The following is a 19,461-nucleotide window of genomic DNA, read 5'->3' on the forward strand; positions in this document are numbered from 1 at the left end:
GCTCATGGTGTCCTGAGCAGCGCGCCCTCCCGGCGCACGCGGCGCGCCCCGCGCGCCGCCCGTGTCAGCCCTTGAGCCGGCCCATCCACGCCTCGACCTCGTCGGCCCGGCGCGGCAGCTTGTCGGACAGATTCCGGTTGCCGTCCTCGGTGACGAGGATGTCGTCCTCGATCCGGACGCCGATGCCCCGGTACTCCTCGGGCACGGTCAGGTCGTCGGCCTGGAAGTACAGTCCGGGCTCGACCGTGAGGCACACCCCGGGCTCCAGAGTGCCGTTGACGTACGACTCGGTGCGTGCGGCGGCGCAGTCGTGGACGTCCATGCCGAGCATGTGGCCGGTGCCGTGCAGGGTCCAGCGGCGCTGCAGTCCCAGCTCCAGGACCTTCTCCACGGTCAGGTCGCCCAGCAGGCCCCACTCGACGAGCTTCTGGGCGAGGACGCGCTGCGCGGCGTCGTGGAAGTCGCGGAATGCGGCGCCGGGCTTGACGGCCGCGATGCCCGCCTCCTGGGCCTCGTACACGGCGTCGTAGATCTTCCGCTGCAGCGGGGTGAACGTGCCGTTGATCGGCAGCGTCCGTGTCACGTCCGCGGTGTAGAGCTCGTTGGTCTCCACACCGGCGTCGAGGAGCAGCAGCTCACCGGAACGGACCGCTCCGTCGTTGCGGACCCAGTGCAGCGTGGTGGCGTGCGGGCCGGCCGCGCAGATCGAGCCGTAGCCGATGTCGTTGCCCTCGACCCGGGCGCGCAGGAAGAAGGTGCCCTCGATGTAGCGCTCACTGGTCGCCTCGGCCTTGTCGAGGACCTTGACGACGTCCTCGAAGCCGCGTGCCGTGGCGTCGCAGGCCTTCTGCAGCTCGGAGACCTCGAAGGCGTCCTTGACCAGACGGGCCTCGGAGAGGAAGACGCGCAGTTCCTCGTCGCGTTCGGCGGTGACCTTGTCGGTCAGGGCGCTCTCGATGCCCGCGTCGTGGCCACGGACGTTGCGGACGGGACCGGTGGCCTCGGCCAGCGCGGCCGGGAGCTCACGGACGTCCTTCGCGGGGATGCCCAGCAGCTGCTCGGCCTCGGCGAGGGAGTGGCGGCGGCCGACCCAGAGCTCGCCCTGGCCGTCGAGCCAGAACTCACCGTTCTCGCGGTTGGAGCGGGGCAGCAGGTAGACCGTCGCGTCGTGCCCGGCCGTGTCGCCGGAGCCGGTCGGCTCGAGCACCAGGACGCTGTCCTGGCTCCGGTCGCCGGTGAGGTAGGCGTACTCGGTGGAGGGACGGAACGCGTACTCGGTGTCGTTGGAGCGGGTCTTCAGGTTGCCCGCGGGAATGACGAGCCGCTCGCCGGGGAAGCGCGCGGAGAGCGCGGCGCGGCGGGCGGCGGTGTGCTCGGCCTGGGCGATCGGCTCGAGGCCGTGGAGCTCGGTGTCGGCCCAGCCGGACTTCATGCTTTCGGCGAGCTCATCGGAAATGCCCGGGTACAGGCCGTTCTTCCGCTGCTTGATCGGCTCTGCTTCGGTGGCTTCCGGGGTCTCCGGGGTGAGCTCCTCAGACACGATTTGTCTCTCCTTATACGACACTGGACCCCATCCATCGTACGGGCGTACGGAAGGGGGCCCAGGGCCGGAAGACCTCTTACCGGTCCGGTACGGCCGTCAGTCGAAGTGCGCGGCCAGCAGGACCACGTCCTCGGTGCTGTCGCTCCGGTCCAGGCCGTCGGGCAGGACGGTCCGCAGGACATGGTCGGCGACGGCTCCCGGATCGTGGCGCAGCGCCTTCGGTACGCAGGCCGCCGCCGCGTGCAGTCGGGCGAACGCCCGGTCCATGGGGTCGCCGGTGCGGCGCAGCAGCCCGTCGGTGTAGAGCAGCACGGTCTCGCCGGGGGCGGGCGTGAACTCCACGCTCGGTGCCTCCCAGCAGGCCAGCATGCCCAGGGGCGCGGAGAGGGTCGTCTCCACGAACTCGGTGCGCCGGTCGCCGATGACGAGCGGCGGGGTGTGCCCGGCCCCGGCCAGCAGGATCGTGCGGCGTTCGGGTTCGCAGTAGGCGTAGAGCGCGGTGGCGGCGCAGGCCGGTTCGGTCAGCCGCAGCAGGAGTTCGAGATCGGAGAGTACGGCGACGGGGTCCTCGCCCTCCATGACGGCGTAGGCGCGCAGGCCGGCGCGGAGCCGGCCCATCGCGGCCAGGGCGCTCGGACCGGAACCGCCGACCGAGCCGACGGCCAGGCCGAGCGCGTTGTCCGGGAGGGGGAGCGCGTCGTACCAGTCGCCGCCGCCCTTCGGGGCGGTCCGGTGGCGGGCGGCGAGCTGTACCCCGGGTACCCGGGGCAGCCTGGTGGGAAGCAGCTCCTCGGCGATGATCGCGGCATCCGCTCTGGCGCGTTCCAGTTCCAGGAGGCGGGCGAGGTGCTCGGTGGCGTAGCGGGCGTACAGGCCGACGAGGTGGCACTGGCGTTCCAGTGGTTCGGCGGGTTCGTCGTACAGCCAGACGGCCACGCCGAGCCGGCCGGCGGTCTCGGTGGCCAGCGGAAGGGTGTAGCTGGCGGCGTAACCGAGCGTGGCGGCGACTTCGCGGCAGCGGGGGTCGATGCTGTCGTCGCCGAGGATGTCGGGGCTGGCCAGTGGGGTGTCGGTGTCCGGGAGGCCGTCGAGGAAGCGGCCGTAGGAGGTGGCCCTGCGCGGCACGGTCTCGATGGTTCCGAGTTCGGCGTGGGCGAGGCCGAGGCCGATGGTGAGGGACGGGCCGCTGCCGTCGGCCGGTTCGAGGACCAGGAGTCCGCGGCGGGCTCCGACCAGAGCCGCTCCGGCGCCCAGCATTTCGTGGAGGGCGGTGTCGAGGGTGCTGGTTCCGGCCAGTCGCTCGGTGAGTTCGTGCAACGTGGTGAGGTCGGAGACCCAGCCCGCCAGGCGGTCCTGGATGAAGGCTCCGGGTGCGGCGGGCACGGCCTTGAGGGGGGCTGCAGTGTGCGTTGAAACAGGAACCATGGGATCGATTCCAGCCACTTTCGGCAGATGTGGGGCGCTCATGGCAGTCGGCTTTCCGACTGGTGTGTTTCGTCGAATAGCATCGCAAACCCCCATGTCATTCTGCGCCGCTATCAGTGCATCCACATGTACACGCACAAGTAAGGTGATGTCCAGCATTGTCCTTGCGATATTTGTGGTGTCCAGGGGTCTGTTAAGTTGGCCAAAAAATGCACCCCCGTGCAGCTATTTGCGGTCGACTGGGTGTGCTCGACAGGGGGCGCCCTCGGGGTGAAGTGCCGGAGGGAGCGTCATTCCGGGCATGCTGGGTACGTAACCGTTGATGGCCAGGGGCAGTTGCGATCGCCCCGGAACCCGACAGCGCGCCCGGACGTCCTCACCCGTGACGGCCGCACCCCCACCCGCGAGTGGCGGGGTTTGCACAAGGGACGGCAAGCGCGACGCGCACGCCGCCCGCGCGATGTATTGACTGGACTCGGCTCGGTTCCACACGGTTCGACTCGGCTCAGCTCCCATTCTGTTCGGTTCCACTCTGCTCGGCTCGGCTCACGCTCGGCGCGGACTGCCTGTCCGTACCGCAGCCCGGTGGGCATGCACGCACGGCGAAGAGACGCACACGTGGTGTAACGAACACGTGGTGTGATGTGGACCTCGGCGTTCAACGGAAAGGAACGAGCGCTCATGCGCGAGATCCTCGGAAGGCGACGCAGGCACCGGCCCCGGCGCAAGGCAAGTCCCGCCCAGCTCGACGCGGCGCTTACCTGTGCCACCGCTTGGAAGTGGCCCGTCCTCCCCGGAGCGGGGCTGGCGACGGCAGGTGTGCGCGGCGAGCGCGGCCGCGGCTGCGCCTGCCCCGATCCCGAGTGCGCCGTGCCCGGCGCACATCCCTTCGACCCCGGTCTCCTTGCGGCGACCACCGACGCGCGCATGGTGCGCTGGTGGTGGTCCAACCGGCCGGCCGCTCCGGTCGTGCTGGCCACCGGTGGCCAGGCGCCCTGCGCGCTGAGCCTGCCGGCCGTGGCGGGTGCCCGGGCGCTGACCGCGCTCGACGCCATGGGGCTGAGACTCGGTCCGGTGGTGGCGACACCGACCCGCTGGTCGCTGCTGGTCGCTCCGTACACGCTGGAACGGCTCGGAGAGCTGCTGCACGCCAAGGACTGGGTGCCCAGCTCGCTGAGATTCCACGGTGAGGGCGGCTACCTCATCCTGCCTCCGTCCGAGGTGGGTACGGGGCAGGTGCGCTGGGAACGGGCACCGCTGGCCGGTCCTGCCGCGCCCTGGCTCCCGGATGTGGAATCGGTCCTGGATGCGCTCGTCGAGGCGAGCAACAGCGCTCCGGACGGCGGCAGTCGGCTCGCGTACTGACGGACCGGTGACTGCTGCGGGAAACCGGCAGGAACGACGGGCGGCTCACTCGTAAGGGTGTGAGTCCGCCCGTGTTCTGTGTGAACAGCCCGGCGGGTGCGCGTGGGACGAGCGTATTTCGTCCCCGAATCGCCCGGCCCGAATCGATCGAATCCCCGCGCCGGGTGCAAAAGGCGCTGATGGCAGGCTTTCTGATGACCTTTCCGTAGAAGATTACGGAAACGGTGCGGGGTGGAAGTCGGTGGAAGTCCGGAGCGGAAGTCGAAGGCAAATGTTCTTGCTGAGCGCTCGCCCATTCGCACGACGCCTCAGTGGGTGCCGGACATCTGTCCGAAAGCAAACACTCCGTCACCGCCCGTAGCCCTGAAGGGAGACGGCGCGCGCCCGGTGTTCCGGACCCTCGGGGGGCGTACCCGAACCCGCTCCGCGCAGAACGGCTGAGGCGCGTACCGGTGGTGAGGCGCGGCGGCGGAGGGGGCGCTGACATCGGGCGCGGCCGGAGTGCCGTGGCGGGGCCTGTCCGCCGGTGCTCCGGCGTGCGCCCCTGCGCGCCCTCCCCGGAAATGCGGACGCCCGGCCGCTGGCGACGGGGGATGCACCAGCGACCGGGCTTCCAGAACGGTAACAAGAGATCTGCTGTGAGCAAATTCGATCTCGCCTATTCGGACAGCGATTTACTCGCGAGTACGGCGAGTTGTGACCGGGGTCACCGAACCGTCCGCGGCGCCGTCACTGTCAGCTGAGCGTCACTTGGCGGTTGGTGAGCCCACCCCGTGCCCGCCGCTCCTCGCCGGTGAGCGGGGCGTCCGACGCGAGCGCCTCGGCGAGCTGCTCCGCGAACTTCGCGGCAGGCTTCTCGCAGTCCTCGGCGCCCATCGTGGAGGGCAGGTCCCAGACCGGGACCATCAGCCCGTGCGCCCGGAACGAGCCGACCAGCCTCGTTCCCTCGCCGAGCGAGGACGCGCCTGCCGCGTGCAGTCGGGCGAGCGCGTCCAGGAGCTGCTCCTCCGGGTGCGGCATGACCCAGCGCAGGTGGTTCTTCTCCGGCGTCTCGCACCAGTACGCGGCGTCCACTCCGGAGAGCAGCGTGGTCGGGATCGCCGCGGCGTTGGCGCGCTCCAGGGATGCGGACACCTCGGGGGTGGCGTTCTCCGCGTCCGGGACCCAGAACTCGAACCCCGAGTGCACAACCGGCTCGAACGCGGCGTTCGGGTCGAGGACGTCCTGCAGCCGCGGGCCGTCGGCGGGCACCCGGCGGGCGGCGACCGGCGAACCGGGCTCCGCCTCCAGCGCCCGCTGCAGGGTGTCGGCGAGGTCGCGGCTGAGGTCGCCGGAGGAGGTGTCGTTCTGCAGGGCGAGCAGGACGGAACCGTCGTCACGGCGCAGAGCCGGCCATGCCATCGGCAGTACGGTCGCGAGCGTCACGGAGGGTACGCCCTCGGGCAGACCGCCCGTCAGTGTCAGCTCGACCGTTGCGGCGGGCACCAGTTCGCGCAGGGCGATCCAGTCGCACTCCCCGGAAAGTCCCTCGAAGGGGCGCTGGACCAGCTCGGTCACGGCCTGGGCGGCGGCGCGTCCGTGACACGCCTTGTAGCGGCGGCCCGAACCGCAGGGGCAGGGCTCGCGGGCCCCGACGACCGGGATCTCACCATCCTTGAGCTGCTGCTTCCCGGCCTTGGACTGAGGGCGCTTCTTGGCCATGGTGGGCGTTCTCCCGATTGTGACGGTGCGGTCTCCGGCGCGAGCCTAGCCGCCCCCGCCACCGCAGGGTCACACCTGCCGCCGGGCCCGCCACGGCCCCGTGCCGGCAGTTCCGCCCGGAGTCAGGCCCGCTGCCACCCGGGCCGCTCCTGCCGAGCCGCTTCAGCCTGCGTCGTCGAAGGCCTCGAAAGCGTCGGCGAAGTCCATGCCGTCCAGCGCGTCGAGCCCGTGATCCGCCGACACCAGGGCCCATACGGTGACCTCGCCCGAGGTGTCGTCCCGTACGCCCCACTCCTGGGCGAGGGCGCTGATGATGTTGAGCCCTCGGCCGCCGCGTGCGGTGACCGACGGGGTGGCCGGAATCGGCCTGGTCGGGCCGCCTCCGTCCGTGACCTCGACCGTCAGGTCGCCCGCCCTGTCGACGCGCCAAGCGGCGCGGATGTCGCCGTCACCGACCTCCGCGTGCCGGCCCAGCGGCCTGCCGTGACGGCAGGCGTTGCTGAGGAGTTCGGAAAGGATCAATACAGCATCGTCGACAACCGTGTCCGACACCCCGTTGCTGCGCAGCTGCTCGCGCATGCAGTGCCGTGCCTGCCCCACGCCTGCAGGGCCATGAGGAACGGCCATGCTCGACGACGTGGGCACCTCTTGTGCCACCACCAACGTCACCCCCGAGACCTCCTTTGCCCCACGCCACGGATTGGATGCCCCCCTGGGCTTCACCGGAAACCGGCCAAAGCCCTGCCAGTGATGCACTCGTAACGATCGATTGCGGAGCGAATGCGCCGGTGTACCCCCTGTAACTGATGCTAAAAGCGGCCCAGTTGCGAAAGAACCTGCTTTGGGCGGTTTGTAATGATTGCTTCCACGCCGAGGCCTACACAGAGCTCGACGTCCTCCGGTTCGTTCACCGTCCAGACGTGCACGCGATGGCCGGCCCTGTGCAGGCGTTCGATGTATCCGGGGTGGCTGCGCACGATCCGCATCCCGGGACCGGCGATCCGTGCGCCGGCCGGAAGCCGTCCGTCGCGCAGCCGCGGCGAGACGAACTGCATCAGGAAGACGGTGGGCAGGGTGGGTGCCGCCGCCCGGATGCGGTAGAGGGACCGTGCGGAGAAGCTCATGACGCGTACGGGGGAGGGCCCGCCCGCCGGCGGATCGTCCAGGCCGAACTGCTTGAGCAGCAGGAGCAGGCGTTCCTCCACCTGCCCGGCCCAGCGGGTGGGGTGCTTGGTCTCGATGGCCAGCTGGAGCGGCCGCCCGGTGGCCCGCACCTCGCTGACCAGCTCGAGGAGCCGTTCCAGCGTGAGTACGGAGGTGAGCTCGCCCGGCACCGGATCCCAGTCCGGGGACTCCTCGTGGTCCTTCCACGAACCGAAGTCGAGGGCGGCGAGGTCGGCGAGCTCCAGGGCGGAGACCGCACCGCGTCCGTTGGAGGTGCGGTTCACCCTGCGGTCGTGCACACAGACGAGCTGTCCGTCCGCGGTGAGGCGGACGTCGCACTCCAGTGCGTCGGCGCCGTCCTCGATCGCTTTCCGGTAGGCGGCCAGGGTGTGCTCGGGGGCGTCGTCCGAGGCCCCGCGATGGGCGATGACCTGGATGGGAGGGGGCATGCTGTGCTGCCGGGCGTGGGTCACCGCGTCATGGTGCCACCGTGACGCGGCGGGTGCGGCCACCTTGTCACGGGGGACCGTTTTGCCTGATGTAAAGATTGGTGTGCGGATGCACAGGTCCTGCTTACAGTGGCCTGACGTGCTGTGGGAAAAGCTGACCGCAGACACGTGCACAGCGGATCTCTTGCCGAATGCCGAGTGGAACCGAGGAGTAAAGAGCTGTGAGCACAGAGAACGAGGGCAACGAGGGCAACACGGTTCCGTCCGTACCGTCTGTTCCGTCCGCACCTCCCGTGCCGGCTGCCGCTCCTGAGGGCACCCCGCCGGGCGGCCCGGCGACGCCCGGGGCCACCCCGGCCCCTCCCGCGGACGCGCCGACGGCGCAGATTCCGGCTGCCGCCGCGCACCAGTCCGGCCCCGAGCCGTCCACGCCGCACCACGAACAGCCGCAGCAGCCCTACCAGCCTCCGTCGCAGCAGCCTCCTGCCGGTCCGGCCTCCTGGCCTCCTCCTCCTCCGGCCGTCCCGTCGTACGCCGACGGCGGCGGCACCCCGGTGTGGGGAGCCCCCGCCCCGGCGGAGCCCGAAGGCCCCCGCAAGCGGCGTGCGGCGAGCGGTCTGATCGCGGCCGTCGCGGTGGCCGCGCTCGTCGCGGGCGGCGTCGGCGGAGCCCTCGGCTACTGGGCCGCGGACAGCAACGACTCCGGCTCCTCGGGGTCGACCACGGTGGCGGCCTCCAACAGTCCGAAGGACTTCAAGCGCGAAGCGGGCACGGTCGCGGGCGTCGCGGCGAACGCACTGCCCAGCGTGGTCACCATCGACGCGCAGTCCGGTGACGGCGAGGGCGGCACGGGCACCGGCTTCGTGTACGACAAGGAAGGCCACATCCTCACGAACAACCACGTGGTGGCCTCCGCGGCGGACAACGGCCAGCTGACCGCGACGTTCTCCGACGGCAAGAAGTACGACGCGGAAGTGGTCGGCCGGGCACAGGGCTACGACGTGGCCGTCCTGAAGCTGAAGAACGCTCCGGACGGACTGACTCCGCTGCCCCTCGGTGACTCCGAGAAGGTCGCGGTGGGCGATTCGACCATCGCGATCGGCGCCCCGTTCGGTCTCTCCAACACGGTCACCACCGGCATCATCAGCGCCAAGGACCGTCCTGTCGCCTCCGGTGACGGTTCCAGCAACAAGAACTCGTACATGAGCGCCCTGCAGACCGACGCCTCGATCAACCCGGGCAACTCCGGCGGTCCGCTCCTGGACGCGGGCGGTGCGGTCATCGGCATCAACTCCGCCATCCAGTCGACCACCGGGGGCGGCGCGGGCCAGTCCCAGGCGGGCTCCATCGGCCTCGGCTTCGCCATCCCGGTCAACCAGGCGAAGAACGTCGCCGAGCAGCTGATCAAGACCGGTCAGCCGGTCTACCCCGTGATCGGCGCGACGGTCACGATGGAGGAGAAGACCGGCGGCGCCACGATCTCGGACCAGGGAGCGGCAGGCACCCCCGCCGTCACGCCGAACGGGCCTGCGGCCAAGGCCGGGTTGAAGGCCGGCGACGTGATCACGAAGTTCAACGACACGGTGGTCGAGAGCGGGCCGACCCTGATCGGCGAGATCTGGACCCACCAGCCGGGCGACAAGGTCACGCTCACCTACAAGCGTGACGGCAAGACGGCGACGGCCGAACTCGTCCTGGGCGAGCGCAAGGGCGACAGCTGACCTGCCCGGACCGTTCGAACGCTGCACCGGGGAGGGGCTGTCGAAATCTTCGGCAGCCCCTCCCGTGCGTGTGGCCGAAGCGACGCGACAGCGGCTGCGGCCGGCAGCGGGCCTGTGGCCGACCTCCGGCCAGGGTTGCCCGGGAGGATCAGCGACCCGGTACGCTGTAGGCGCTCCGCTGCAGGTGGGCGGGGCGAGGGTGGGTTGCCCGAGCGGCCTAAGGGAACGGTCTTGAAAACCGTCGTCGCAGCGATGTGACCGTGGGTTCAAATCCCACACCCACCGCAGGAGGAACGGCCCCTGACCAGGTATTTCGGTCAGGGGCCGTTCCTGTTGGCGCTGCGCGTCGGGCTCGGTGGCTTTCCGTCAGTTCCCTGTGTGCCGGGCACAGATGCGGGTGCGCGGGGGGTTCACAGGGCTTCGGGGCGTTCCGATGTCAGGCGGGCCGCTGAGGCGATCGCCGCGCGGGCCTCCTGTTCGGAGAGGCCCGTGCGGACTGCCGCGTCGGTCAGGGCGTCCGCGAGTGCGTCGCCGAAGCCGTGTTCGTAGGCGCGGCACGCTGCCCAGAAGAGGCGCGTATTGCGCTGGCCCTCATGGGCGGCGAGTACGAATTGGACGAGGCCCTGGCCCTGGCCGGCGCGGGAGGGGCGGCTCGCCGGGTGGTGGGGGCGCGCGGGGGGCGTGAGCAGGCGCAGGAGGGCGCGTGGGCACGGGGCGGGTGAGAGGTGGGCCGTGCCGGGGGCGAGCCGGTACCTGCCGTGGGTGGTGACCGATCCGGGTCCGACCAGATAGCCGCCGCTGCCGCGGACGTCGATGCCCGGGGCGAGGCGGCTCGCGGAGTTGGGCACGGTGATGCCGGAGGGTCCCGTCAGCCAGAGGTGGCGGCCGCCGCTGGGGGTCAGCACCGTCACCGTGGCCGGGATGGTGAACAGGTGCTGGAGGGCGATCTGCTGGAGTGCGGCCACGGAGTCGTTGCCGTGTGCCCCGTCGATGTCGAGGTCGATGCCGATGAGGCGGTGGGGATCCCGACCGCAGGCGATTCCGTATCCGGTGGCCCGGGGCGCGGCGGCGAAGAGCGCCCGCACCGCGGCCGGGTCGGTCGTGGCGTCGTGGACGCCGTGACCGGGCAGTCCGCAGGCACCCCGGCAGCGTACGGGAGGGACCTCGCCGTGATGCGGGGAGCGCAGTGCGGGGAGCTTGGTCGCGGACAGGGGGAAGACGGGGAGCCCGCGTTCGGCGGCGGAGAGCGCGTGCGCCAGGGCCAGGGTGGCGGTCTGCCGGTCGATGATGGCCATGGGTCTATGTTCGTACAGATGTTCGAAGAAGGGAAGGGGATAAGAGGGTGCCCGGGGTGGCGGAACGCTTCTTCCTGCGCGAGGCCCGGGGTGAGGGTGTGTGGCGACTTGGGGGTGTGCGAGAGGTTTATCGGGTGTTCCTCATGCTTGCGGGGGAATCGGGAACCATGGGCGGTTCGCCGGGGATGCGGTGGGCAACTTTCGTCTCGCGACGTCGTGACCAGCACCGAGGCGGTCGGCCAACTGCTTCGGAACCAGCCGTACCAAGCCGTACTTTCGGTTCCTGGAGGAATTGACATGGCAAGCACCCGTACCGTTCGCGCCCTCGCCGCCGTTGCCGCCCTGCCTCTTGCTGCCGCACTGTTCGGCGGCGTCGCGGTCGCCGACAACGGTTCGTTCGCGAACGACGGATCGAACGCGGCGGTGGCGACGATCGGGTCCGCCGGAGTCGGAGGGAACAACTCCGGCAATTCATCGACCTCGCAGCAGCAGGCCGTCGGCTCCGGCGCATCGAACCACAGCAATTCGGCCCAGGTGAGCGGATCGGCCTTCACCGCGATCGACCAGTCCACGGACATCGTCGCGGTCTACTTCACGCCGCTCTGGTGAGCCCGCGGCCGGGGGTTTTGGGGGGTCGGCGCCCGGCCGGCTGAGCAGCGGTCTGCGGGGCGGCACTCCGGTGCGCCCCGCAGGCCGCTGTCCGTCTGTTCGGGCGGGGCGCCCGCGCACCCTTCCCCGGGGTGAGGACCCTGAGGGTGGCCGAGGGGCCCTCCACCTTCAGGAGGTGGAGCCTGCCCCGCCCCTACAACCTGAGGCGGACGCCGCTTCGGGACCTGGGGCCGATCCCCTCGACGGTGCCCGCTCCTAGCGTGGAGGCATGACCACGCCAGTCTGCACCGGCGCCTCCAGGGCAGTCGCTGCTTCCGCCGGACACCCGCGATACCCGTCGTTCTCGTCGTACGTACGAGCACGGGGCCCCGTACTGCTGCGCACCGCCCGCTCCCTCACCGCGAACTCGAGCGATGCCGAGGATCTGCTGCAGACCGCTCTCACCAAGACGTACGTCGCCTGGGAGCGGATCGAGGACCACAGGGCGCTCGACGGATACGTCCGCCGGGCCCTGGTGAACACCCGCACCTCGCAGTGGCGCAAGCGCAAGGTCGACGAGTTCGCCTGCGAGGAGCTGCCCGAGAAGGAGGCCGCTCCCGCGCCCGACCCCGCCGAGCAGCAGGTGCTGCACGACGCGATGTGGCGTGCCGTGATGAAGCTCCCGGACCGCCAGCGGGCCATGGTCGTCCTGCGGTACTACGGGGACCTCAGCGAGGCGCAGACGGCCGATGTCCTCGGGGTGTCCATCGGTACGGTCAAGAGCGCCGTGTCACGTGCGCTCGGGAAGCTGCGCGAGGATCCGGGGCTCGACCCGGTCCGATGAGGCCGCGCGGGTGCCCGTGACAGCCCGATTTTGCCGACCGACACCGATTCGTACTCCCGGGAGTAGTGACATACCGAACGGTATGTGCGCAGAATCAGCGCAACCTTACTGCCGCGTAGCGCCCACCGGGAGGACGCCGTGCTGAGCACCATGCAGGACGTACCGCTGACTGTGACACGCATCCTGAATCACGGGATGACCATCCATGGGAAGTCACAGGTCACGACCTGGACCGGCGAACCAGAGCCGCAACGGCGCAGTTTCGCCGAGATCGGCAGGCGCGCCACGCAACTGGCCCACGCCCTGCACGACGAACTCGGCATCGATGGCGACCAGCGCGTCGCCACCCTCATGTGGAACAACGCGGAGCATGTGGAGGCGTACCTGGCGATTCCCTCCATGGGCGCCGTGCTGCACACGCTCAACCTCAGGCTGCCGGCCGAGCAGCTGGTGTGGATCGTCAACCACGCGGACGACAAGGTCGTTCTCGTCAACGGTTCGCTGCTGCCGCTCCTCGTACCGCTGCTCCCCCGCCTGCCGTCCATCGAGCACGTGGTCGTCGCCGGGCCGGGCGACCGCTCCGGGCTCGAGGGAATCGCCCCCCGGGTGCACGAGTACGAGGACCTGATCGCCGGCCGCCCCACCACCTACGACTGGCCCGAGCTGGACGAGCGCCAGGCCGCAGCCATGTGCTACACCTCCGGCACCACCGGGGACCCCAAGGGCGTCGTCTACTCCCACCGGTCCGTCTACCTGCACTCCATGCAGGTCAACATGTCCGAGTCGATGGGACTGACGGACAAGGACACGACCCTGGTGGTCGTCCCCCAGTTCCATGTGAACGCCTGGGGGCTGCCGCACGCGACGTTCATGACCGGCGTCAACATGCTCATGCCCGACCGCTTCCTCCAGCCGGCCCCGCTCGCCGACATGATCGAGCAGGAGAGGCCGACACACGCGGCCGCCGTTCCCACGATCTGGCAGGGCCTGCTGGCCGAGGTCACCGCGAAACCGCGCGACCTCACCTCCATGGCGAACGTCACCATCGGCGGCGCCGCCTGTCCGCCCTCCCTGATGGAGGCCTACGACAAGCTGGGCGTCCGCCTCTGCCACGCCTGGGGAATGACGGAGACCTCACCGCTCGGCACCATGGCCAACCCGCCCGCCGGGCTGACGGCCGAGGAGGAGTGGCCGTACCGCGTCACCCAGGGCCGTTTCCCGGCCGGGGTCGAAGGGCGCCTGGTCGGCCCGGGCGGCGAGCACCTGCCCTGGGACGGGGAGTCCGCGGGTGAACTGGAAGTCCGCGGCCCCTGGATCGCCGGCGCGTACTACGGCGGCGCCGACGGTGCGGACCTGCGCCCCGAGGACAAGTTCAGCGTGGACGGCTGGCTGAAGACCGGTGACGTCGGCGTGATCAGCCACGACGGCTTCCTCACGCTCACCGACCGGGCCAAGGACGTCATCAAGTCCGGCGGGGAGTGGATCTCCAGCGTCGACCTGGAGAACGCGATCATGGCGCACCCCGATGTGGCGGAGGCCGCGGTCGTCGCCGTCCCCGACGACAAGTGGGGTGAGCGCCCTCTCGCGACGGTCGTCCTGAAGGAGGGCGCCACGGCCGACTACGCGGCGCTCAGGACCTTCCTCGCCCAGTCCGTCGCCAAGTGGCAGCTGCCGGAGCGCTGGTCGATCATTCCGGCGGTGCCGAAGACGAGCGTGGGCAAGTTCGACAAGAAGGTGATCCGCAAGCAGTACGCGGACGGCGAGCTGGACGTCACCCAGCTCTGAGCCGGACCGCTGGACACGGGCGAGGGCGGTACGGGTCTTCCCGTACCGCCCTCGTCGTACGCGTCCGTCCGCCGGCCTCTCCCGAGGCCGGCCGTCAGTTGGTCCCTATCTTCGCCAGCAGATCCACGATGCGGGACTGCACCTCGTCGCTCGTGGAGCGCTCGGCCAGGAACAGGACCGTCTCGCCCGAAGCGAGCCTGGGGAGATTCGCCTCGTCCATGCCGGCCGAGGTGTAGACGACCAGCGGCGTACGGTTCAACTGGCCGTTCGCGCGCAGCCAGTCGATGATCCCGGCGCGCCGGCGACGTACCTGCATCAGGTCCATCACGACCAGGTTCGGCCGCATCCGCGTGGCGAGCTCGACCGCCTCGCTGTCACCCGACGCCCGCGCGACCTGCATGCCGCGGCGCTCCAGCGTCTCCGTGAGCGCCAGCGCGATCTCCTCGTGCTCGTCGATCACCAGCACCCGCGGCGGATGCTGGTCGCTGTCGCGCGGGGCGAGGGCCTTGAGGAGCACGGCGGGGTCGGCACCGTAGGCGGCCTCCCTGGTCGCCTGCCCCAGACCGGCCGTCACCAGCACCGGAACCTCTGCGGCCACGGCCGCCTGGCGCAGCGACTGCAGAGCCGTACGGGTGATCGGACCCGTCAGCGGGTCGACGAACAGCGCGGCGGGGAACGCCGCGATCTGGGCGTCGACCTCCTCGCGGGAGTGCACGATCACCGGACGGTAGCCGCGGTCGCTGAGAGCCTGCTGGGTCGAGACGTCCGGGGCGGGCCAGACGAGCAGCCGCCGCGGATTGTCCAGCGGCTCGGGGGGCAGCTCGTCGTCGACGTGGAGCGGCTGCGGCCGGTTGGCCACCTCGACCGCGCCACCGGGCCCGTCCAGCGGCTCCGGCCCTTCGGCGCCCTCGTCGGGAGCGCCTATGGCGTACGAGCGGCCCTCGGCCGCGGGAGCGGACAGCAGCTGACCCGAGCCCGCGCCCTGGGTGGTGCCGCCCTGCACGGGACCCGCAGGTGCGCCCGCGCCACCGGGCCGGTCCGGGGCGACAGGTGACGGGACGGGCTGCGGAGCTGCGGGCAGCACCGGGCGCTCTGCCTCCGGAGGGGCGGCGAGCTTACGGCGGCGTCCGGCACCGCCGAGCGTCTGGTTCTGCTGGTGCGCGAGGTGCTGCGCGAACGGCACACCCTGACCCAGCGTCCGCACGCTGAACGCGCGTCCCTGCGTCGAGTCCGAAGACGTGGGCGACGGTGCCTCGGCGGGCAGCGGCTGGCGCCGCGCGTCCGGTACGGGGACCTGCGCGGCCACGGGGGCGACCGCAGGGCCCTGCGCGTCCGGCGCGGGGAGGTCCGCGCCGTCGGCCGCCGGATGCGGTGCCGGTACGGGCGCGGCTGCGGGCCCGGAGGGAGCCTCGGCGGCGGGGGGAGCAGCGATGCTGCCCGTGGTGTGTGTGGTGCTGTCCGGACCCACCCAGGATGCGTCGGAGGCCTGAGCGGGGACGTCGGCGGCGTCCTGCCCGTTCAGCGCGGCCAGGCCCTGCCCCGAGGTGCCGGACTGCGACCAGTCGGGCTGCGGGGGGACGGCGGGCAGCGGCTGCCCGGGGACGGAGTGGTCCGGCCGGCCCGGCTGCTCCTGCACGTCTGCGGCGCGCGCCCTGCGACGACCCGACGGCACGGGGTGCGCCTGCGGCGGTGTGTGGTCGGCGTCCGGTGCGCTCCGTACGGCGTCGTGGCGCTCCGGAAGCGGGCCGGACGGCCCGCCCTGCGCGACGGGCGGTACCCGGTCCGCGTCGGCGGGAGGCAGCGCGAAGGCGGTACGCGGCTGTGCGGCCTCGGCCGGAGCGGAGTGCTCCGGCGCAGCCGAGAGGGCCCGCCGGGCCCGTCGCCCACCGGTCTGCTGTGCCTGCTGTCCCTGCACCTGACCCTGCTGGGCCTGCTGGGGTCCGGCGTCGGCCGACGCGAGGGCCGGAAGCGCGCGCTGGTTCCCGCCGCCGGGACGCGTCTGCCTGCCCTGGGCCTCCTGCGGCACACCCTGCGGAGGCACGGTCTGCCCGCGCTGCGGCCGGCCGCCCCCCTGCGCGCCCTCGGCCGCCGTCACCACGGAGCCTTCGGAGGGAGCCGGGGGAGCTGAGGGAGCCGCGGAGGCGGGGGAGGGTGCCGGGAGAGCCAGGGCCTCCCGGGGCCGGTCCGCCTGAGGCTCCGTCTCCGCCGGGCTGGGCCGCCCGCGCCTGCGCCCGGAGCCCTCGCTCTGCTGAGGCGCGATCGCTTCCTGCTCCTGCTGGTCCTGGGGCGCAACCGGTCCGCGACGCGCCCTGCGCCGCCCCGTCGGCTCGCCCGCCGCTGCTTCCCCGGCCTCGGCCGCCGCGTCCACGGGGCTTTCCAGGAACGCGTCGGTCGACGACCTCCGGGCCCTGCGCCGGCTGCCACCCGCACCGCCGGTCGCGGGCTGGGGGGCAACGTCCGGCAGGACCTCCTCGGGTACCGGAACCGGAGCCGGCGGGGGCACAAGCGTCCCGGAGCCCGCGCCGAGCGGCACCTCCAGGACGTACGCGCTGCCGCTCATCCCTGGCATCTCGTGCGTCTGCAGCACACCGCCGTGGGCCCGCACGATCCCGCGCACGATCGGCACGTGCACCGGGTCTCCCCCGGCGAACGGCCCGCGCACCTCGATCCGTACGACGTCACCGCGCTGCGCCGCGGCCACGACCACCGTCGAGTCGACGTAGCCGCCGCCCGGAACAATCCGGGCCTTGCCGGTCGAGTCGACACCCGCCACGTCCGCGACGAGGTGGGCGAGTGCCGTGATCAGCCGGCCCGGGTCGACCTCGGCCTCGATCGGCGGCGCGTGCACCGCGAACTGCGCGCGGCCTGGGCCGATCAGCTCGACCGCACCGTCGATACCGGCCGTCACCACCGAGTCGAGCAGCACCGTCTGCTTGACGAGCGCCTCCACGCCGCCGTCCAGACGCTGGTAGCTCAGCACGTTGTCGACGAGCGTCGTCATCCGGGCGTAGCCCGCGGCGAGGTGGTGCAGGATCTGGTTGGCCTCGGGCCACAGCTGGCCGGCGGGGTCGGCGGCGAGCATCGAGAGCTCGCCGCGCAGCTCCTCCAGCGGGCCGCGCAGGGATTCGCCGAGCACCGCGGTCAGCTGCGTGTGCCGCTCGCCCAGCTCGGACAGCTGATCGGCCTGCTCCTCCAGCTCGGAGGCGTACCGCTCGGTCCGGTCGGCCAGCTCGGCCGCGTGGCGTTCGGTCAGTCCGGCGACCTCGGCACGGTGGCTCTCGGTGAGCTCGGCGACCTCGGCGGCGTGCCGTTCGGTCAGCCCGGTGACCTCGTCCGTGTGCTGTTCCGTCAGTTCCTCGTAGGGCCTGCGGTCGGTGAAGGTCATCACCGCGCCGACCAGCTGGTCCCCGTCGCGCACCGGCGCGGTCGTGAGGTCGACCGGCACCTGCGCGCCGCTCTTGGACCAGAGGACCTGGCCGCGCACCCGGTGCTTGCGGCCGGACTTGAGGGTGTCGGCGAGCGGGGACTCCTCGTACGGGAAGGGGTCGCCCTCCGCGCGCGAGTGCAGGATCAGCGGGTGGAGTTCCTTGCCGCCGAGGTCGCTGGCACGGAAGCCGAGGATCTGGGCGGCGGCGGGGTTGACGAGGACGACCCGGCCGTCCGTGTCCGTACCGACGACGCCCTCGGAGGCGGCCCGCAGGATCATCTCGGTCTGGCGCTGCGAACGGGCCAGCTCGGCCTCGGTGTCGACGGTGCCCGAAAGATCCCGTACGACGAGCATGAGCAGCTCGTCGCCGGTGAAGTTGGAGTGGATGTCGTTGTATCCGGCCTGGCCGCTGTCGAGGCTCGCGCTGGTGACCTCGACCGGGTACTCGGTGCCGTCGGTCCGGCGCGCGGTCATCCGCGTCGGCTTGGTCCTGCCCTGCTCGTCCGCAGTCTCCGGCCTGCGCATCGACCCCGGGATCAGCCTGGAGTCGAACTCCGGAAGCAGATCGAGCAGTCCGCGCCCCACGAGCGCGGTGCCCGGGGTCTCGAACATCTCGAGGGCGATGGTGTTGGCGTTGACGACCGTGCCGTTGCAGTTGACGAGCAGGAGCCCGTCCGGGAGGGCGTCGAGTATGGCTGCGAGGCGAGCAGCGCCTCGGGATGGCCTGCTGCTCACGAGACGCTTCCTCCCTGAATACCGCACCTTGCCGACAGCGGGCCCCATCCTGCCCCTCGGGCCTCAGGCTGTCACGAAAGGAGTCTAAAGGCACCGAGGGCACATGGGGCGGCGGATGAGGGGGAGCTCTCACCAAGGTTCTGTGCACACGGTGTACGCCGGTGGTCCATGTCGTGACTGCGGGCGCCCCCTGTGACGTGCGACGACGCGCACAGGCGGCCCCGGCAGGAGGCGCCGGACACGCCCCGCTGAGCCTGTTACCTGGCGGACGGGAGCACCGGTACAAGGTTGTTCCAGCGCGAGATCTCGCAGCCGTTGGCCCGGCTGAACCGCGCGTCGATGTTCTCCCCCTGCCAGGTCCCCTGGACCCGGGCGGCGGCGGGTCCGCCCGCCTGCTGCGTACACATGGCGTTCCGGTCCGTCGGTACGAAGGGGTTGTCACCCGACTCCGCGGCCTCCGCCAGCAGGTCGCAGGCGCGCTGAGCGGCGGGGTGGGTACCGCCCGCCGGATCGCACTGGAGCTCGAACGTTCCGTCGGCTGTCGGATTGCCCGACTCCGAGACCGTCACCGTGAGCCGGGTCGCCGTGTCCCGCCCGCCCACCCAGTCCCCCTGGAGCACGGGGAGCGGGGGCAGCGGCAGGAGAGGGGTTACGGCCGTGGCGGCGGGAGCGGCGGCCGACAGTGCGGCGAAGGACGCGACGGCGGTGAGCGTGAGACGGCGCAGCATGCGGGGCTCCTGTTGTTCTGGCGCACCGGGGGGCGCGCCGGGCTGCTCCGGTGCACGCCGGGTGGAGGCGCGCGCCGGGCGGAGGGGCGGTGGCGGACAGAGGGCGGAGCCCTCGCCATCTCTAACGCTCCGCGCGTCCGCACGTTGCGCAACTCGTGGGGGGCCGACCGGAACACCGCGCCGCAGGACGCTTTGCCTCGCCGCCCGCCTGCCTAGTACCGTGGGCGGCGATTGGTGACAGCGCGCTCGACTGTGTCATCATCTGCACGCACCACTCGCGCTCGCGCGGGGTGTGCTGGAGGCGTCGCCTAGTCCGGTCTATGGCGCCGCACTGCTAATGCGGTTTGGGTCTTAAAGCCCATCGAGGGTTCAAATCCCTCCGCCTCCGCAAGATCCCGAAGCCCCGCACCTCTGGTGCGGGGCTTCGGTCGTTCACGTGCCCCAAAGGTGTCCGGCGGGTGGGCCGCAGACCTGCTCCAGGACGGCGTTTTCGCAGGTCAGGAGAGGTATGGCTAATGGATTTCGCGTGACGGCGCAGGTCATGTAATGTTGTTCCCGCAACGCCGACCAGGCAGAAAAGCCCGGAACGCCAAGCACTCGTAGCTTAACGGATAGAGCATCTGACTACGGATCAGAAGGTTGCAGGTTCGAATCCTGCCGAGTGCACAGCAGGCCAGAGGCCCTCAGGAGA

The 19,461-nt window shown here is 71.3% G+C and carries 13 protein-coding genes and 3 tRNA genes; 8 read left to right on the forward strand and 8 right to left on the reverse strand.

Translation table 11 applies throughout. The annotated features are described in order from the left end of the window. Positions 1–64 precede the first annotated feature (64 nt). Both ACFQ6X_RS19485 and ACFQ6X_RS19490 read right to left on the reverse strand, forming a co-directional pair. The gene (locus ACFQ6X_RS19485; RefSeq protein WP_383183024.1) at positions 65–1,540 is read right to left on the reverse strand and encodes an aminopeptidase P family protein; all 1,476 of its coding nucleotides are present in this window, start codon (positions 1,538–1,540) and stop codon (positions 65–67) included. A 99-nt stretch (positions 1,541–1,639) separates the two neighbouring features. Beyond that, the gene (locus tag ACFQ6X_RS19490) at positions 1,640–3,127 is read right to left on the reverse strand and encodes a PP2C family protein-serine/threonine phosphatase (RefSeq protein WP_383183026.1); all 1,488 of its coding nucleotides are present in this window, start codon (positions 3,125–3,127) and stop codon (positions 1,640–1,642) included. Between the two features lie 522 nt (positions 3,128–3,649). Here ACFQ6X_RS19490 and ACFQ6X_RS19495 point away from each other — a divergent pair. Next, entirely contained in the window at positions 3,650–4,333 is a 684-nt protein-coding gene (locus ACFQ6X_RS19495; RefSeq protein WP_329208964.1) for a bifunctional DNA primase/polymerase, read from the forward strand. A gap of 735 nt (positions 4,334–5,068) precedes the next feature. On the opposite strand, the gene ACFQ6X_RS19500 is transcribed toward ACFQ6X_RS19495, so the two are convergent. From ACFQ6X_RS19500 to ACFQ6X_RS19510, 3 genes are all read right to left on the reverse strand, one after another. Next, positions 5,069–6,034: a DUF5926 family protein gene (locus ACFQ6X_RS19500; RefSeq protein WP_383183028.1), complete on the reverse strand. Its 966-nt coding sequence runs from the start codon at positions 6,032–6,034 to the stop codon at positions 5,069–5,071. 162 nt (positions 6,035–6,196) lie between these two features. Further along, entirely contained in the window at positions 6,197–6,790 is a 594-nt protein-coding gene (locus ACFQ6X_RS19505) for an ATP-binding protein (protein WP_383183030.1), read from the reverse strand. Between the two features lie 53 nt (positions 6,791–6,843). Next, complete coding sequence (locus ACFQ6X_RS19510; RefSeq protein ID WP_383183032.1) at positions 6,844–7,671, reverse strand: glycerophosphodiester phosphodiesterase; 828 nt, start codon at positions 7,669–7,671, stop codon at positions 6,844–6,846. Positions 7,672–7,868: 197 nt separating this feature from the next. Between ACFQ6X_RS19510 and ACFQ6X_RS19515 the strand changes: the two genes are divergently transcribed. Then, complete coding sequence (locus tag ACFQ6X_RS19515; RefSeq protein WP_383183034.1) at positions 7,869–9,368, forward strand: S1C family serine protease; 1,500 nt, start codon at positions 7,869–7,871, stop codon at positions 9,366–9,368. Between the two features lie 198 nt (positions 9,369–9,566). Further along, a tRNA-Ser gene (locus ACFQ6X_RS19520) sits at positions 9,567–9,653 on the forward strand. A 125-nt stretch (positions 9,654–9,778) separates the two neighbouring features. On the opposite strand, the gene ACFQ6X_RS19525 is transcribed toward ACFQ6X_RS19520, so the two are convergent. Beyond that, entirely contained in the window at positions 9,779–10,663 is an 885-nt protein-coding gene (locus ACFQ6X_RS19525) for a bifunctional DNA primase/polymerase (RefSeq protein WP_383183036.1), read from the reverse strand. 297 nt (positions 10,664–10,960) lie between these two features. Here ACFQ6X_RS19525 and ACFQ6X_RS19530 point away from each other — a divergent pair, with 297 nt between their 5' ends. From ACFQ6X_RS19530 to ACFQ6X_RS19540, 3 genes are all read left to right on the forward strand, one after another. Then, positions 10,961–11,272, forward strand: coding sequence for a hypothetical protein (locus tag ACFQ6X_RS19530; protein ID WP_383183038.1), 312 nt, complete (start codon positions 10,961–10,963; stop codon positions 11,270–11,272). Positions 11,273–11,540: 268 nt separating this feature from the next. Continuing rightward, the gene (locus tag ACFQ6X_RS19535) at positions 11,541–12,095 is read left to right on the forward strand and encodes a SigE family RNA polymerase sigma factor (protein WP_383183040.1); all 555 of its coding nucleotides are present in this window, start codon (positions 11,541–11,543) and stop codon (positions 12,093–12,095) included. A 138-nt stretch (positions 12,096–12,233) separates the two neighbouring features. Beyond that, positions 12,234–13,880, forward strand: a complete 1,647-nt coding sequence (locus ACFQ6X_RS19540) for a long-chain fatty acid--CoA ligase (RefSeq protein ID WP_383183042.1) — start codon at positions 12,234–12,236, stop codon at positions 13,878–13,880. Between the two features lie 94 nt (positions 13,881–13,974). On the opposite strand, the gene ACFQ6X_RS19545 is transcribed toward ACFQ6X_RS19540, so the two are convergent. Both ACFQ6X_RS19545 and ACFQ6X_RS19550 read right to left on the reverse strand, forming a co-directional pair. Next, positions 13,975–18,042 (reverse strand): PAS domain-containing protein, encoded by a 4,068-nt coding sequence (locus ACFQ6X_RS19545; RefSeq protein ID WP_383183044.1) that lies wholly within the window; start codon positions 18,040–18,042, stop codon positions 13,975–13,977. A gap of 257 nt (positions 18,043–18,299) precedes the next feature. Continuing rightward, a complete protein-coding gene (locus tag ACFQ6X_RS19550) occupies positions 18,300–18,770 on the reverse strand; it encodes an SSI family serine proteinase inhibitor (RefSeq protein WP_329208945.1) in 471 nt (156 codons plus the stop codon). Between the two features lie 297 nt (positions 18,771–19,067). On the opposite strand from ACFQ6X_RS19550, the gene ACFQ6X_RS19555 reads away from it, so the two are divergent. Further along, positions 19,068–19,158 (forward strand) — tRNA-Ser (locus ACFQ6X_RS19555). A gap of 205 nt (positions 19,159–19,363) precedes the next feature. Further along, positions 19,364–19,436 (forward strand) — tRNA-Arg (locus ACFQ6X_RS19560). Positions 19,437–19,461: the final 25 nt, after the last annotated feature.

Source organism: Streptomyces sp. NPDC056452 (genome assembly GCF_042796085.1).
Lineage (GTDB): Bacteria > Actinomycetota > Actinomycetes > Streptomycetales > Streptomycetaceae > Streptomyces.